The 14,407-nt window shown below is 37.2% G+C and carries 16 protein-coding genes; 14 read left to right on the plus strand and 2 right to left on the minus strand.

Features of this window, described 5'->3' with window-relative positions:
• Positions 1 to 66: 66 nt before the first annotated feature.
• The 3 genes from NST93_RS18895 (at position 67) to NST93_RS18905 (ending at position 2,266) form a co-directional block, all read left to right on the plus strand.
• Entirely contained in the window at positions 67 to 960 is an 894-nt protein-coding gene (locus NST93_RS18895) for a carbohydrate ABC transporter permease (RefSeq protein ID WP_405099764.1), read from the plus strand.
• Positions 961 to 1,019: 59 nt separating this feature from the next.
• Positions 1,020 to 1,862 (plus strand): carbohydrate ABC transporter permease, encoded by an 843-nt coding sequence (locus NST93_RS18900; RefSeq protein ID WP_405099766.1) that lies wholly within the window; start codon positions 1,020 to 1,022, stop codon positions 1,860 to 1,862.
• 146 nt (positions 1,863 to 2,008) lie between these two features.
• Positions 2,009 to 2,266 (plus strand): hypothetical protein, encoded by a 258-nt coding sequence (locus NST93_RS18905; RefSeq protein ID WP_405099768.1) that lies wholly within the window; start codon positions 2,009 to 2,011, stop codon positions 2,264 to 2,266.
• 436 nt (positions 2,267 to 2,702) lie between these two features.
• Here the strand turns inward: NST93_RS18905 and NST93_RS18910 are convergent, their stop codons facing one another.
• Positions 2,703 to 3,881 carry an IS256 family transposase gene (locus NST93_RS18910; RefSeq protein ID WP_405099770.1) on the minus strand — a complete coding sequence of 393 codons (1,179 nt, stop codon included), beginning with the start codon at positions 3,879 to 3,881 and terminating at the stop codon, positions 2,703 to 2,705.
• 258 nt (positions 3,882 to 4,139) lie between these two features.
• On the opposite strand from NST93_RS18910, the gene NST93_RS18915 reads away from it, so the two are divergent.
• The 6 genes from NST93_RS18915 to NST93_RS18940 all read left to right on the plus strand — a co-directional run bounded on the left by NST93_RS18915 (position 4,140) and on the right by NST93_RS18940 (position 8,485).
• Positions 4,140 to 4,349 carry an alpha/beta fold hydrolase gene (locus NST93_RS18915; RefSeq protein ID WP_405099772.1) on the plus strand — a complete coding sequence of 70 codons (210 nt, stop codon included), beginning with the start codon at positions 4,140 to 4,142 and terminating at the stop codon, positions 4,347 to 4,349.
• Positions 4,350 to 4,560: 211 nt separating this feature from the next.
• A complete protein-coding gene (locus tag NST93_RS18920; protein ID WP_405099774.1) occupies positions 4,561 to 5,262 on the plus strand; it encodes a response regulator transcription factor in 702 nt (233 codons plus the stop codon).
• On the plus strand, positions 5,255 to 6,361 hold the full coding sequence (locus tag NST93_RS18925; RefSeq protein WP_405099775.1) for a sensor histidine kinase: 1,107 nt from the start codon (positions 5,255 to 5,257) through the stop codon (positions 6,359 to 6,361). The genes NST93_RS18920 and NST93_RS18925 overlap by 8 nt, the downstream gene beginning before the upstream one ends.
• A gap of 94 nt (positions 6,362 to 6,455) precedes the next feature.
• Positions 6,456 to 7,313 (plus strand): D-alanyl-D-alanine carboxypeptidase family protein, encoded by an 858-nt coding sequence (locus tag NST93_RS18930; protein ID WP_405099777.1) that lies wholly within the window; start codon positions 6,456 to 6,458, stop codon positions 7,311 to 7,313.
• 141 nt (positions 7,314 to 7,454) lie between these two features.
• Positions 7,455 to 7,847, plus strand: coding sequence for a disulfide bond formation protein DsbD (locus NST93_RS18935; protein WP_405099779.1), 393 nt, complete (start codon positions 7,455 to 7,457; stop codon positions 7,845 to 7,847).
• 104 nt (positions 7,848 to 7,951) lie between these two features.
• Complete coding sequence (locus NST93_RS18940; protein ID WP_405103963.1) at positions 7,952 to 8,485, plus strand: GNAT family N-acetyltransferase; 534 nt, start codon at positions 7,952 to 7,954, stop codon at positions 8,483 to 8,485.
• A gap of 125 nt (positions 8,486 to 8,610) precedes the next feature.
• Here the strand turns inward: NST93_RS18940 and NST93_RS18945 are convergent, their stop codons facing one another.
• A complete protein-coding gene (locus NST93_RS18945; protein WP_405099781.1) occupies positions 8,611 to 9,981 on the minus strand; it encodes an alanine/glycine:cation symporter family protein in 1,371 nt (456 codons plus the stop codon).
• 355 nt (positions 9,982 to 10,336) lie between these two features.
• Here NST93_RS18945 and NST93_RS18950 point away from each other — a divergent pair, with 355 nt between their 5' ends.
• From NST93_RS18950 to NST93_RS18970, 5 genes are all read left to right on the plus strand, one after another.
• On the plus strand, positions 10,337 to 10,615 hold the full coding sequence (locus NST93_RS18950; protein WP_405099783.1) for a YtxH domain-containing protein: 279 nt from the start codon (positions 10,337 to 10,339) through the stop codon (positions 10,613 to 10,615).
• A 150-nt stretch (positions 10,616 to 10,765) separates the two neighbouring features.
• Positions 10,766 to 11,593 carry a YihY/virulence factor BrkB family protein gene (locus NST93_RS18955; protein ID WP_405099785.1) on the plus strand — a complete coding sequence of 276 codons (828 nt, stop codon included), beginning with the start codon at positions 10,766 to 10,768 and terminating at the stop codon, positions 11,591 to 11,593.
• Between the two features lie 171 nt (positions 11,594 to 11,764).
• The gene (locus NST93_RS18960) at positions 11,765 to 12,631 is read left to right on the plus strand and encodes a transporter substrate-binding domain-containing protein (protein ID WP_405099787.1); all 867 of its coding nucleotides are present in this window, start codon (positions 11,765 to 11,767) and stop codon (positions 12,629 to 12,631) included.
• A 12-nt stretch (positions 12,632 to 12,643) separates the two neighbouring features.
• The gene (locus tag NST93_RS18965) at positions 12,644 to 13,327 is read left to right on the plus strand and encodes an amino acid ABC transporter permease (RefSeq protein ID WP_405099789.1); all 684 of its coding nucleotides are present in this window, start codon (positions 12,644 to 12,646) and stop codon (positions 13,325 to 13,327) included.
• A gap of 178 nt (positions 13,328 to 13,505) precedes the next feature.
• Complete coding sequence (locus NST93_RS18970) at positions 13,506 to 14,303, plus strand: YfkD family protein (protein ID WP_405099791.1); 798 nt, start codon at positions 13,506 to 13,508, stop codon at positions 14,301 to 14,303.
• Positions 14,304 to 14,407 lie beyond the last annotated feature (104 nt).

Here is a 14,407-nt window from a genome sequence, read left to right on the forward strand (position 1 = left end):
GCCGGTATGGAATATAGGGAAGACCCTATATTCCATACTACTATTTACTAGAAAGAGAGTGATAACATGGTACAGTCCAAGAAACAAAAATATACTTTTCTGGCATTTTGTTTAGTTCCCACTTTTATTATGTTTGCCATTTTTACGCTATATCCTTTGTTCAGCGGCTTGTACTACTCCTTTTTCGACTGGTCAGGCTCCTCACATGTCAAGGAATTTATAGGATTTGATAACTACATAAAATTATTTAATGACGCAATTATCCCCAATACAATCATTCACGATTATTTCCTCGTAGTGACAAAGGTGATCGGGATTATGGTTATCGCATTATTTATTGCAGTTGCTTTGACCCAGCTTAAAATCAAAGAAGCCCCATTTTACCGGATTGTTTTTTTCTTTCCAAATATCATGTCGGTGGTCGTAATCGGGATACTTTGGACATTTATTTACAATCCAAGCATGGGTCTTGTGAATTCAGGCCTGGAATTTCTTGGACTCGAATCATGGGCAAGACCGTGGCTTGGAAGTGAAACATGGGCATTGCCGAGTCTGGTGCTTCCATCTATCTGGGCTGGGATTGGGTTATTTATGCTGATGTTAATGGGAGGAATCAGCAATATTTCAAAAAGTTACTATGAAGCAGCCGAAATGGATGGGGCAAATGAATGGCAGCAATTCTGGAAAGTGACATTGCCGCTTATTTGGCCGCAAATAAAAATTTCTATACTTTATATTGTGATTACAACATTAAATGGGTCGTTTATCATTGTACAGGTGATGACGGGCGGGGGCCCGAATAATTCCACACATGTGATGGGTTCTTATCTATATCAGCAAGCGTTTGTCCAGCATAATTTTGGCTATGGAGCAACTATTGGTGTGATGATTCTAATTCTTTCATTAGTTACTGTACTCATACTGCAATTCTTGATGCGAAGAGAAAAAGTAGAATACTAGTGTAACTGTCGGTGGAGATGCACCTGAATCCAGTATCACAATATGGAGGTGGAATGAATATGAAAAAAAGTGTTGGACAAATTTTAGGAAGAACAGGAATCCGCATTCCCTTAATTTTATGGACGGTTGCTGTTTTATACCCGATATTCTGGATGTTCTTAGGCTCCTTTAAATCAAATGCTGAAATTTATAGGAATCCATGGGGCTTGCCTGAAACATTGAATTGGCAAAACTTCACTCAAGCATGGACAAATTATAATATTGATGCGAGTGTGTTTAACAGTTTAATTGTAACAGTCGCAGGTGCGCTTTTGACCTTAGTGCTTGCAATCCCGACTGCATATGCAATTGAAAGGATTAATTTTCGCGGCAGTAAATTTCTCTTTACATTATATGTATCAGCAATGATGATTCCAATGGTACTGGGCTGGATACCATTATTTTTTCTTTTAAGTGAAATGAATCTATTAGATAATATTTATGGATTGGCAATTGTTTATGCGGTAAGTCAGCTGCCGTTTACCATATTTGTGCTGACAAGCTTCATGAGCACGATTCCGAAGTCATTAGAGGAAGCGGCTGCAATTGATGGATTGTCTCCTTATCGGATTTTATGGAAAATCATTACACCGTTAAGCATGTCGGGAATTATTACAGTGACAATTATGAACGCAATCCAGTTCTGGAATGAATACTTTATGGCACTGATTTTTCTTCAGACTGAAGGCAATTATACATTGGCGCTTGCGATTGACTATATCAGCAGTGAAGCGCAGTACACTAATGCCTGGGGAACGTTGTTTGCCAGTCTTGTCATCGCTATCATTCCGGTTATCGTGCTTTACGCTATTTTCCAAAAGCGGATTGCTAAAGGAATGACAGAAGGAGCGATTAAGGGATAGATCCATAGACTGGTTTATAGAGTTTTAAATTACTGAGCTCCCCTGCTTTTTGGCAGGGGTTTTCTTTTTTATCTGACAGATTTCTTGTGAAACTTATTTGTTTGTTCGTATTGGAGAATAAGAGTTTAGGGGAAGGGAGTGCAGAAATGAGAAAGTACATTGCTTTTGCAATAAGTTTTATTGTTTTGTTTACTGTTTTCCAGTATTTATCCGGGTTTGTTCTTACTATAATGTATAATCCAGAGACAAATCATGCTTGGATGATGAGTGGGTCTATAGCGCAAGAAACGATTATTAAAAGCAGTTCATCTCCATTTATGTTAACACTGTCTCTTTCCCTGCTTGCCGCTTCGATTTCCTATTTTGTACCGAAGAAGCTGATGAATAAAAGGGATAAAAAATGATTAAACAGTTTGCCTTCTGTCATAGTCGAAATATAGTGCATTAGTTTAACTTTTTTATTTAGGGTACAGTTTGTGCGGGAGGTGGAAGGCGTTATCAATGACAGTTTGAGCTGGACCCTGATTTGTTTGACCGGGGGATCTACTCAAGGACAGCTTTTCTGTATTGCCGTTTATTCTGTCCAATAGGCGCATTCTTAAGAACAGTTTTTCTGGAATATGGTTTATTCTGTCTAATAGATGCTTTCTCAAGGACAGCTTTTCCGGATTGCAGTCAAGTCCATATTATTGTGTAAAAGTTAATACAACATTTTCAACCATCTTATAAAGCATAATGTACAGCGAGGGCTTAGCTGCTTGCCATTGATTCGGGTTATAAGTTCATGGTATTTGTTGGCGGGGCCCCGCCAACAAATACCATAAGTCATTTTCTTGCGTTCTATTCGACTTCATCAAATCCCTTGAAGTATTGCTTTTTTTCCCAGTCTTCGTCTATATCCATAAGTACTGAACCAATTGTCCGAATAGCTGACTGGTCATTTGGAAATATTGAGATCACTCTTTCTCTCCTTCGGATTTCCCGATTAACCCGTTCTAGCATATTGGTCGTTCTTAAGTGTTTATGGTATTTGGCTTTTTGAGAATGGAATTGCATAGCATCTTCGAAACCTATATCTAGTTTTTCAATGACTTTTTGAAGGCTCTTCGTATCTTGGTAATTATTAATAAATTTATCTTTTAGTTCACGTGCATGTGTTAATCTGGAAGTTCTAAAAATAGCTTTTAAATCTTCACGTGCTTCAATCAACTTCTTTTTTGGCATGGTGTCTGTCATATTACGAAGATAGTGTACAACACATCTTTGCCAAGAAGTACCCAAAAAAGATTCTTCAATGGCTCTTACTAACCCAGCATGTGCATCCGAAATTATCATTTTAGGTGATTGGATTCCGCGTGACTTTAAGTGTTCAAAAAACTTAGACCAAGCTTCAGTAGATTCTTTATAATCGATTTGGATTCCAATGATTTCTCTATATCCTTTTTCGTTTACTCCACAAGCAATATATACTGCTTTAGAAACAACTTTATTGTCCTCACGAACCTTAATATACATGGCGTCCACATAAATATATGAAAAGTAGTAAGCGTTTAATGGACGGTTTTTCCATTCGTTAACTATTGGGTCAAGTGATTTGGTTATTTCAGAAACAAAAGATTTGGATACTTTTTTTCCGCATAATTCTTCTACGATTTTAGATACCTTCCTAGTTGAGACGCCATTAATAACCATCTCCATCATCGATAAAACTAATGCTTGATCGTAACGCTCGTATCTTTTAAAAGCACTTGGTGAAAATGCGCCATCCCTGGTTCGAGGGACATTTAGTTTAAGCGAGCCGGCACCTGTGACAAGTTGCCGTTCATAATAACCGTTTCTATATCCTTTGCGGTCATTAGTTCGTTCATGGGAAAGAGCATTGATATATTCATCCCGTTCTTTTTCCATCAAAGAATTCAAAATAAGAGTAAGAGAAGCTTTAACAGGTGATTCAAGTGAACTATTTTCTACTTTCGCTTTAAGTTCTTCTAAATCTATTGTAATATTAAGTTGGGTCATCATCATGTCCTCCGTTTCGTTTTCTTGGTCGAAAACATTGTATCACGGGTCATGATGATGACCTATTCTTTTACACAATTATATGGACTTAATCCGGATTGCGGTTTATTTTGTCTAATAGAGACATCCCCGAGGACAGTTTCTACCTGAACCGATACCAATCTTCTTGTCTGAGAGAGTCCCTTTCAACGACGTTTTTCCGAATTTCTAATTTGTTCGGAATGAATGTCAGAACGAGTGATGGATTAAAACTGTATTATGAAAGCGGTGAAGGCTTTATTAACCGAGAAAGTAATCCAACCTGTATTGGTAATTGCAGGTAAATATGATCATGCTGTAGGTCCAGAACACCATCGAAAATTTAAATTTCAAAAACAGCATGTGTATTTAATAAATGGAAGGCATCACCCTTATATAGAAAATCAATTAGAGTTCAAAAATGCAGTTTTAGACTTTATTTCATTGTAAATGAAAGGCTTGAGTTTCTGACGTAGGCGTTTTTGGTTTGCATAAATATAGGCAGATGGATGACTGTATAATTGAATTCACGGGGGTCTGCTTTCACTATTAAAAATTCAGCTGTAATGGTAAATTATAATTAATGGGCAATGTACGGTATATAAGCAATTATAAAAACCAGTTCATTAAATGCAGTAAGAGCAGGACTAGGAGTGGAGTAATGAGGGAAATTTCAATATTAATTGCGGATGATGAGAAGGAAATAGCTGATTTAATTGCCATCCATTTAAAAAAAGAAGGTTACATCGTAATGAAAGCTTCTGATGGCGAAGAAGCAGTTCAAATCGCTGAAAATCATCCAATTGATTTAGTTATCTTGGATATTATGATGCCGAGAATGGATGGGTATGAAGTAACGCGCCAACTTCGGGAAAACTATAATATGCCAATCATCTTTCTGAGTGCAAAAACATCTGATTTTGATAAAGTTCAAGGCCTGGTGATTGGTGCGGATGACTATATGACGAAGCCATTTGTTCCAATAGAGTTAGTTGCTCGGGTTAATGCCCAGCTGAGACGATTTATTAAACTGAATCAGCAAAAAGCAACAAATGAGGCTAAGGGCGATATGATGTTCGGCGGCTTAACTATTTCTCCAGAGCATCACTCCGTTACTTTATATGGTGAACAAATTGAGTTGACACCAAAGGAATTTAATATTTTATATTTATTAGCCAGTCATCCGAAGAAAGTTTTTAGTACCGAAAATATCTTCCAGCAGGTTTGGGGTGAAGCATATTTTGCAAGCGGCAATACTGTTATGGTTCATATACGCACATTGCGAAAAAAACTGGAAAAGGATAAGCAGAAAGACAAATGGATTAAAACTGTATGGGGAGTAGGGTATACATTCAATGGTTAAAATAATGCACAGTTTTCGTTCAAAGATGGTTATGCTTTTTGGAATAAGTATGATTCTATCGGTGATTTTCACCTATCTTAGCTTCAAAATTTTACAATATTACTACCATACATCTGTTAATTATGAGGATCCATTAGTTCAGATTCGGCAATTAATCAAGGAGATTGGGGATTTTCAAGTCTTTTTTGTCTTATTTATTCTATTATCTTTCCTTATATTCATTTTCCTTACAAAGCGATATTCCACTTACTTTAAAGAGATATCTCAGGGGATAAATTATCTTGCTAGGGGAACTTTTGATTACCAAGTGGAAATTCGTTCAAATGATGAGTTTGGGAAAATCGCTCAGGATATTAACCTTGCAGGTGAAAAATTAGAGGAAGCAATTCAAAGAGGGGATTTCTCTGAAAGCAGTAAGGATCAATTGGTTGTAAACTTGGCGCATGATTTGCGTACACCGCTGACATCGGTATTAGGCTATTTGGATTTGCTGCTAAAGGATGAGAATTTGACGAAAGAACAGGTTAGAGATTACTTGATGATTGCCATTTCTAAGTCGCAGCGTCTGGAAAAACTGATTGATGAATTATTTGAAATGACTCGCATGAATTATGGCTTATTGCCGGTTGAAAATAAAGCGATTGATTTAACTGAATTGCTTCACCAGTTGACGGAAGAGCTATACCCGTTATTTGAGAAGGCGAAGCTTCAGTCAAGAGTTAAGATAGATACACAATTACCCATTGTTGGTGATGGCGATTTACTCGCACGTGTATTTGAAAATTTATTGACGAATGCGATTCGTTATGGGGATGATGGTCAATTTGTTGATGTCAAAGGGTTTATAAAAAATGATGAAGTTGTTGTTCAGGTTACTAATTATGGAGACAGTATTCCTGAAAGCGAGCTGCCGCATCTGTTTGATATGTTTTATACGAGTGATAAAGCAAGAACATATCGTGAGGATAGCACAGGTCTCGGATTGTTTATTGCAAAAAATATTGTGGAGCAGCATAATGGAGCGATTGTTGCAGAAAGCAGTGTACTCCAAACGGTTTTTGAAGTGCGGCTGCCTGTCCATGGCATTAATGATAAATAAGGATTTAAGAAAAATTTAAGATTTACTCTGCTTAAATTTTAAGGTTTTCCTTCTATTATTTTTATGTAATGTTGTTGTTAAGGAGGAATTGAAAATGAAAAAGCAGGGTTTAATTTTAATTGTATTACTTGGCATTGCTTTCTTCGCAATAAGGCCATTTATTATATCTGAGATAGATATAAAGGAAACGGGAATTTCGTTAGATGCTAAAGACACTGAGGAAACAAAGACTCTCGAAGTTTCAGTGGAAGAAATTCGGAAAGGTAATTTGCTTTTAATTAATCATGAGCATGCCGTTCTTGAATCCAGTATTACAACTGATGTGGTTCATTTACAAATGGAAGATGAATTAACAGAAGGATATCATTTATTAGATGATGAGATTTATTTATCCGAAGAGATTGCCCATAAGTTCTCTGAAATGATTGCTGCAGCAGGGAAAGATGGTTTAAACGGATTTACTGTGAATAGCGGTTATCGCGGTTTTGGTGTACAGAGTGAACTTTATGAAGGGATGGGAGCTGGGCGTGCAATGCCAGCGGGCCATAGTGAACATCACTTAGGACTTGCTCTGGATGTTGGCTCCCAAGAGATGAAGATGGCTGAGGCGCCAGAAGGAAAATGGATTGAGAAGAATGCTTGGGAATATGGTTTTATTTTACGCTATCCGTTACATAAAACAGAAATAACAGGGATTCAATATGAACCATGGCATATACGCTATGTCGGCTTGCCCCACAGTGCAATCATGCAGGAAAAGGATTTTGTTCTGGAAGAATATCTGGATTATCTAAAGGAAGAAAAAAGAATTAAAGTGACGATTAATCAAAAAAAGTATACCATCACATATTATCCATTAACCCAAACTAAGTTGATTGAAGTGCCAAGAAATATGGATTATGATATCTCAGGAAATAATATGGATGGGATTATTATGACGGTTTATGAGTGAGTCGACAAAGGAATGTATATGATTTCATTATGGAAAGCTGAAACAATAACAGTCTTTATTCGTAGTAGTAATATACAAAGATCATTATATTACTTATTGTGATTGATTTAAAATAGAAAACAGGGATAGGCTGGTGATATTGTGGAGAATAGAAAGATATTTAATATAATCGGCTGGTTACTGCTTCTTGGGGTGACTGTATTATGGTTTTCTTATGGTTATCTGGATATCTATCTGTTTGTTATTCCAGCTGCCGCTCTTTGTTTTGCAATTAGCGATGGGAGTATAAAAAAGCTTAATAAGATTAAAAAGCTCACCATACTGCAAGTGCTTAAAATTATTTTTTTCTTTTTCTTGTCTGTAATTATTGTGTTTGCACTTATTCAATTAGCTAATTATTTGATTCGGGATGTACTTCATATTCAGGGTTGGGTCAAAACAATTAGTCAGTTTATTGCAGTTATCCTTGCACTATATCCTGTCAAATTTACATTTTGGAATATTATTTACAGAATAAATGAAAATATAAAGTGAAACTTCAATCTGTGGGGGGTTACTGCCTCTTAACCTGCGATACATGTAAAAAACAGCTTGTGATTTTATATAAACATTCAATGCACAGGAGGGGCGACATGCATATGGAGGTAATTTCAAATGATTGTAGAGTGCAGATCCGAAAAGGTGTGATAGGCGATGCGGAGGCGCTGTTGGCAATTCAAAGAGCTGTTGTTGAAGAGGGAGAATATTTGATTACGGCACACGAAGAATTTGCTAACAACACAGTCGAACAACAGGAGAAGTGGATGGAACGTATTTTAGAGAGTGACAGGGAAACAATCCTCGTAGCTGAGACTGATAGTGCTATTGTTGGCTGGTTAGTTTTCCAATCCCCGGGTCGCAAAAGATTAGCACATACAGGCAGTTTTGGGATGATGATACATAGAGATCTTCGTGGAAAAGGAATTGGAAAAATACTCCTCGGTGAGTTATTCGCTTGGGCAGAAGCACATCCGCTGATAGAAAAGATAAGCTTAGGTGTGTTTTCAACAAATCATCGGGCGATTGCGTTATATAAGCGTATGGGTTTTGTTGAGGAAGGTCGGAAGGTTAAAGAAATTAAGCTGAATGAGAATGAGTATGTTGATGATGTTTTGATGTATAAGTTTGTTTGAATGGCTTTAATCAAAGATGCTTTGAAAAACTAAAACTAGAAGTGAGCATTTTAAATGTGAGATAGTGTAATAGGTTTATAAAAAACCGCTTGGGTATTCAATCCAAGCGGTTTTTTATTTAATGATTAGGAAGCTCTTTTGGCTTGCTTCTCTGTTGCTTTTTCTTCTTTAGCTACTTTCAGGAATCGTTTTGTTTCATAGGCTACGACACCGGAAAGCCCGAGAAGTCCGATTAAGTTTGGAATTGCCATTAAGGCGTTAAAGATATCGGAAAATAACCAAACAACATCAATCACCGTTACAGCGCCTACAAAAACCACTAATACCCAAATTGAACGGTAGAATACAACGGCCTTTGGACTTTTAAATAAATAATTAAAACACTTTTCGCCGTAATAGGACCATCCGATAAGTGTGGAGTATGCGAATAGAATAGTGGCGATGCTTACAATGTATAATCCAGGTGTTCCCAGAAATGCACTAAAGGATTCTCCTGTTAAAGCTCCACCTGCTATACCGGTTTGGTGCAGGTCTGCCATAACAATTGTAATACCTGTAATGCTGCAGACTATAATCGTATCGATGAATACCTGTGTCATGGAAACGAGCCCTTGTCTCCCAGGATAATCGGTTTTTGCTGCAGCAGCTGCGATTGGTGCTGAACCAAGACCTGCTTCGTTTGAAAAAATACCGCGTGCAATTCCATATCGGATAACTGTACCTAAAATACCACCACCGACTGCACTCGCCGTAAAGGCATCAGTTAAAATTACATTAATTGCGGCTGGTACAATATCATAATTTAGTGCCATAATAATTAATCCTCCAAAAACATAGAAGACAGCCATAATCGGAACGAAGAAGGCGGTTACACGTCCGATGCTTTTAATGCCTCCGAGAATAACCAATGCAGTTATACCGGTAAGAATGACTCCTGTTACCCAGGTTGGGATGTTAAATGAATTCTCGGCGGCAGCGGACACAGAGTTTGCTTGTACCATATTACCGATTCCAAATGCAGCAATTGATCCAAAAACGGCAAATAGCACAGCCAGCCACTTTGCGTTCAGGCCCCTTTCCAGATAGTACATCGGTCCGCCAGCCATTTCTCCTTTGGAATTTTTGACTCTGTACTTTACTGCAAGCACAGCTTCAGCATACTTTGTAGCCATTCCAAATATGGCCATTACCCACATCCAAAATACTGCCCCAGGGCCCCCAGCTATGACGGCAGTTGCAACACCAACAATATTTCCTGTACCAATCGTTGCTGCCATCGCAGTTGTTAATGCCTGATAATGGGTAATATCTCCTTCTGAATGCTTGTCTTGTTTTTTTCTGCTAAATGCATTCACCAATGCAGTAGGTAAAGCAAGAATCTGAACGAAGCCTAGCCTGAAGGTTAAGTAAATTCCAGTACCAACAATGAGAACTAGCAGAGGCGGGCCCCATACAAAACCACTGACTTTTTCTAGAAAATCTACCACAGAAATCATCCTCCCATTCTTTTTAAAAATATTTATACTATTTAATATTCCGAATTTTGCAAGAGAAGTCAAGTGTTTTTTCAAAATAGTAGAGGGGAAAACAGAATCTTTGCGTAATGAGGCGGTTTATAATTTTTAGGGAATAGAATAAAAAACGATGCAGACGAAGATAAAACTGTTTAAAGGATTGATTACTTATAGTTTTGCCGATTAATCTCAACTACTGTAAGTGTTGCGGAAAATATCTGATATATATACAGCTTTTTTTGCGTAATGCTCACTTTTTCGCTTATAATATAAGAAAATGCTGGAACATGTTATGATAGAATTATATGAAGAATGAACACTAAAGGAGAGATTTGAAATGGGCAAAAGAAAGCTAATAATTGGCACAATAGCAGGCGCTTTGCTTGGTGCAATTGCAATGCAATTCGATAAGGATACAAGAGAATATACGAAAGACGGTTTAAACAAACTGAAAGAAAACTCAGCTGATATCTTAAGCAATCCAACAGAAACTGTGCAAAGTATCCGTACTGCTTTTGATAAATTAAATGCAAATCTTGAAACTGGAACGGAAAATACATTGAATGCTTTAGAACAAGTTGAAACTACCTTGAACAAACTTTCGAATAAAAAATAATATCCTTCATAAAGTAAAAGCAGAGACAATTGTTTAATGAGAATAAAAGCTTTTAGTAAAGAAGAATAATTAAACATGAACACGCCCCATCCGGTCACTTTACTCGATGGGGCGGCTGTCTTTTTGGAGAAACTGCTGGAGGAAGCTATGATGAAAAAACTCATTAGTGAGGTAAAACAATTTTATCTGAGAATTGATGATGTAGATGTTTTTGGTCTGGCAGCCCAATTAGCATATTTCTTTCTGCTTTCGCTTTTTCCATTTCTTTTATTTTTAATTAACTTAATTGGTTATTTTCCTGTAGATGAAGAGATGGTAATCCAGGCAATTGGTGATTATGCTCCCCCTGCAGTAATTCAACTTATACAAACAAATGTTGGGAATTTATTAAATGTGCAAAATGGCGGGCTGTTATCGATAGGGATTGTCGGAACACTCTGGGCGGCTTCTAATGGAGTGAATGCAATTACAAAAGCATTGAACCGCGCCTATCTTATTGAACCGAAACGATCTTTTATTATTTATCGGCTGTTTGCAATGCTGATGACAATTACCATGTTCCTTGTCGTGATTGTTGCACTTTTACTGCCGGTTTTTGGGCGGATGATTGGAGAGTATTTATTTTCTTGGGTTGGCTGGTCGGATGAATTTGTACAGTTATGGCAGACATTAAGATGGGGAACAAGTTCGGTTATTTTCTTTATTGTCCTGACATTTCTTTATAAATTTGCACCACGGCGAAAGGTATACTTTAAGCATGTGGTATGGGGCGCGTTGTTTTCAACTGTATGCTGGCAAATTGTATCTTGGGGCTTTTCGTACTATGTAAGCAGTCTTCGTAATTACTCGGCAACTTATGGGAGTCTGGGAACAGTTATTGTCCTGATGATCTGGTTTTATCTTTTTGGTATGATTGTTATTATCGGCGGTGTGCTGAACGCCTATATTCATGAGTTGAAAATGAATAAGAAGAAATGAAAAGACAGAAGGCGTGTGCTTTTTCTGTCTTTTTTTATTGTGTTTCGAATCAGATATCACTGTTATGTGGTGATAGTATTATTCTTAGGTACAGATATTAATTAGTTGTTTTGTAAGGGCTTTATTGTTACAATGTATTTTGATTAAATATTATAACAGGAGAGGGTTGGAATGAAGAAAGTTTCACTATTATCACTGTTTTTTGCTTTAGTACTGCTGTTAGCTGCATGTGGAGGGGGATCAGAAGAAGTTGAAAAAGAAACTGATACAGATGCAGCAGATGAAAGATGGACAGAAATTGAAGAGGCTGGGGAACTTGTAGTTGGCACATCAGGGACTTTAATTGCTGCATCTTTTTATGATGAAAATGATGAACTGACAGGTTATGACGTGGAAGTATTGCGTGAAGTTGGAAATCGCTTGGGTCTTGAGGTTTCTTTTGAGATTATGGGGGTAGACAGCATGCTTCCGGCAGTCAATAGTGGCAGAATTGATGTGGCTGCAAACGATATGACGATTACTGAGAAACGTAAAAAGGAATTTAATTTTAGTGATCCATATAAATATTCTTATACAACGATGGCAGTTCGTACAGCTGATAATTCAGGGATTGAAAGCCTGGAAGATTTAGAAGGCAAGAAGGCTGGGGGCGGAGCAACGACAGTTTACAGTCAGATAGCTGAACACTATGGAGCAGAAATAGTGACATATGGAAATGCACCGAATGAAGCTTATTTAAGCGATGTAAATAATGGACGCACGGATTTAGTTATGAATGATTATTATTTAACAAAGTTTGGTGTGGCTGCATTTCCAGAGTTTGATATTCATTTACATCCCAGCTTGAAGTTCTATCCAACAGAACAAGCTGTCATTATTCCTAAGGGTGCTGAAGTTCTGACAGAAAAAATAAATGAAGCACTTCAAGAAATGCATGACGATGGCACATTGTCTGAATTAGCGATAGAGTTTTATGAAGAAGATGCATCTAAAGAACCAGAAGGTGAGATTGAAGAAATTGATGGTATTGAACTATAGGAGTTAAATCATATGAACTTCACTGGAATTGATATAGGTAATTTATTCGATGCTGAACTTGCAATAAAAAGCTTGCCCTTTGTACTTGAAGGGATGCCAATGACAGTTGGTATTACAATAATAGGAATGGTAATTGGCCTTATTTTAGGTTTGCTCCTTGCATTAGCAAGAGAGTCGAAATATCTGCTGCTGCGCTGGCCTACGAGAGTTTATATCTCATTTATGCGTGGAACTCCGATGCTTGTCTTTCTATTTATTCTTTATTTTGGGCTGCCAGTAATAGGTATTGAATTTACTGCGTTAACAGCGGCAATAATTGGCTTTGGCTTAAATAGTGCTGCATATATCGCTGAGATTGACAGAGCAGCATTAAATAGTGTTGATAAAGGACAATGGGAAGGCGCAAAAGCTTTAAATATTCCTTATTGGACAACCTTGAGAAGGATTATTCTTCCTCAAGCAATTCGCACGGCAATCCCTCCAACGACAAATGTAATGATGGATATGCTGAAGGCGACATCACTTGCCGCGGTTATTACAGTGCCAGAACTTTTTCAAAAAACACAAATTGTTGCTGGCAGAGAGTTTGACGCGATGACGATGTATATTCTTGTTGCATTTATCTATTGGCCGCTATGTATTTTAATTGGCATGCTCCAAGAATATTTAGAGAAGAGATACAGCAGATATATTTAATATAGACATGCAAGTTCACTGGAACGGTGGGCTTGCATGTTTTTTATTTAAGAGGCTGTTGAAATGCTTTCCTCTATGATGAAAAAACAGCAGTACACTATGAACTTTATCTTTTCTAAAAGGATGTATAATTTTTCGCGCTGAGAAAAAACTATGTGAAAAGAAAGGAAGGAGATCAATGAAAAAAAATATTACTGCTGCAATGATTTTTGCTTTTTCAATTCTTTTTTCTTTTGCTTCTGTTGGCTTAGCTAAGGAGAAAGAGCAGAAGGAAACTGGTTTCGAAATACCAAATCATGTATTGGATATATCAAAAGAAAACACGCACCCGAATGAAACAGAGGATTATGAACAAATAGAACCGAGTGACGAAACGAAGGAACTACTTGAAAATGCCAAGGTCCCGATTGATAATACCGATTTAATCGAAATGTTAAATGAGACCAATATTAAACCATCACCTATAGCTATTGGGTATCGGGGTATGGTTTATCTTGGGCGCTGGCCGCTTAACTATGCATCATTAGAAACGGGAGTAAATTGGGAATACCAGTCAGTCAATAAGAATGAAATGAATAATATCGATGGGGATGCTGCACAGCAAATGAATTATATTCAACAGGAAAACAAAGAGGTAAAAGGTATTTTAACGAATAAAATTGCAGATTCAGAAACGGTAAGAAAAATGATGATTGAGAAAGCGGAGAAGAAAACCGAGTTGCCGCTTTCTTATCAAGTGATTATCGGCAAGAATACCAAAAAAACGAATGCATATCATATTCCAGCGCAAAAGAATGGAACGCTTGAAGCATTTTCACCGGCAGTTAATGAAAAAGGTGAAATTACCTTTGGTGAAGTGTATATACAATTAAAAGGGGCGAAAAAACAGCTCGTCATTAAAAATGTTACAAAGCAGGGGATTGGTGCATGGATACCAGTGCAAGATCATGTATCCTTTTCCTTTCAAGTGAGATAAAACTGTAATATCCTTTCTCTGTTATTTCTCAAAAAGTAGTTGCATTTTTTCCTTTAATCCTTTATTATGATAAAGTATTAAAGTGTTGATGTGAAATGACGGAG

Source organism: Oceanobacillus sp. FSL H7-0719, assembly GCF_045040795.1.
Taxonomy (GTDB): domain Bacteria; phylum Bacillota; class Bacilli; order Bacillales; family Amphibacillaceae; genus Oceanobacillus.

Bases quoted from the DNA above. Each gene is read 5' to 3' on its own strand.
- NST93_RS18900 (WP_405099766.1), top strand. From the start codon at position 1,020: ATGAAAAAAAGTGTTGGACAAATTTTAGGAAGAACAGGAATCCGCATT.
- NST93_RS18925 (WP_405099775.1), top strand. From the start codon at position 5,255: ATGGTTAAAATAATGCACAGTTTTCGTTCAAAGATGGTTATGCTTTTT.
- NST93_RS18905 (WP_405099768.1), top strand. From the start codon at position 2,009: ATGAGAAAGTACATTGCTTTTGCAATAAGTTTTATTGTTTTGTTTACT.
- NST93_RS18940 (WP_405103963.1), top strand. From the start codon at position 7,952: ATGGAGGTAATTTCAAATGATTGTAGAGTGCAGATCCGAAAAGGTGTG.
- NST93_RS18930 (WP_405099777.1), top strand. From the start codon at position 6,456: ATGAAAAAGCAGGGTTTAATTTTAATTGTATTACTTGGCATTGCTTTC.
- NST93_RS18970 (WP_405099791.1), top strand. From the start codon at position 13,506: ATGAAAAAAAATATTACTGCTGCAATGATTTTTGCTTTTTCAATTCTT.
- NST93_RS18960 (WP_405099787.1), top strand. From the start codon at position 11,765: ATGAAGAAAGTTTCACTATTATCACTGTTTTTTGCTTTAGTACTGCTG.
- NST93_RS18895 (WP_405099764.1), top strand. From the start codon at position 67: ATGGTACAGTCCAAGAAACAAAAATATACTTTTCTGGCATTTTGTTTA.
- NST93_RS18915 (WP_405099772.1), top strand. From the start codon at position 4,140: ATGAAAGCGGTGAAGGCTTTATTAACCGAGAAAGTAATCCAACCTGTA.
- NST93_RS18945 (WP_405099781.1), bottom strand. From the start codon at position 9,981: ATGATTTCTGTGGTAGATTTTCTAGAAAAAGTCAGTGGTTTTGTATGG.
- NST93_RS18910 (WP_405099770.1), bottom strand. From the start codon at position 3,881: ATGACCCAACTTAATATTACAATAGATTTAGAAGAACTTAAAGCGAAA.
- NST93_RS18955 (WP_405099785.1), top strand. From the start codon at position 10,766: ATGAAAAAACTCATTAGTGAGGTAAAACAATTTTATCTGAGAATTGAT.
- NST93_RS18950 (WP_405099783.1), top strand. From the start codon at position 10,337: ATGGGCAAAAGAAAGCTAATAATTGGCACAATAGCAGGCGCTTTGCTT.
- NST93_RS18920 (WP_405099774.1), top strand. From the start codon at position 4,561: ATGAGGGAAATTTCAATATTAATTGCGGATGATGAGAAGGAAATAGCT.
- NST93_RS18965 (WP_405099789.1), top strand. From the start codon at position 12,644: ATGAACTTCACTGGAATTGATATAGGTAATTTATTCGATGCTGAACTT.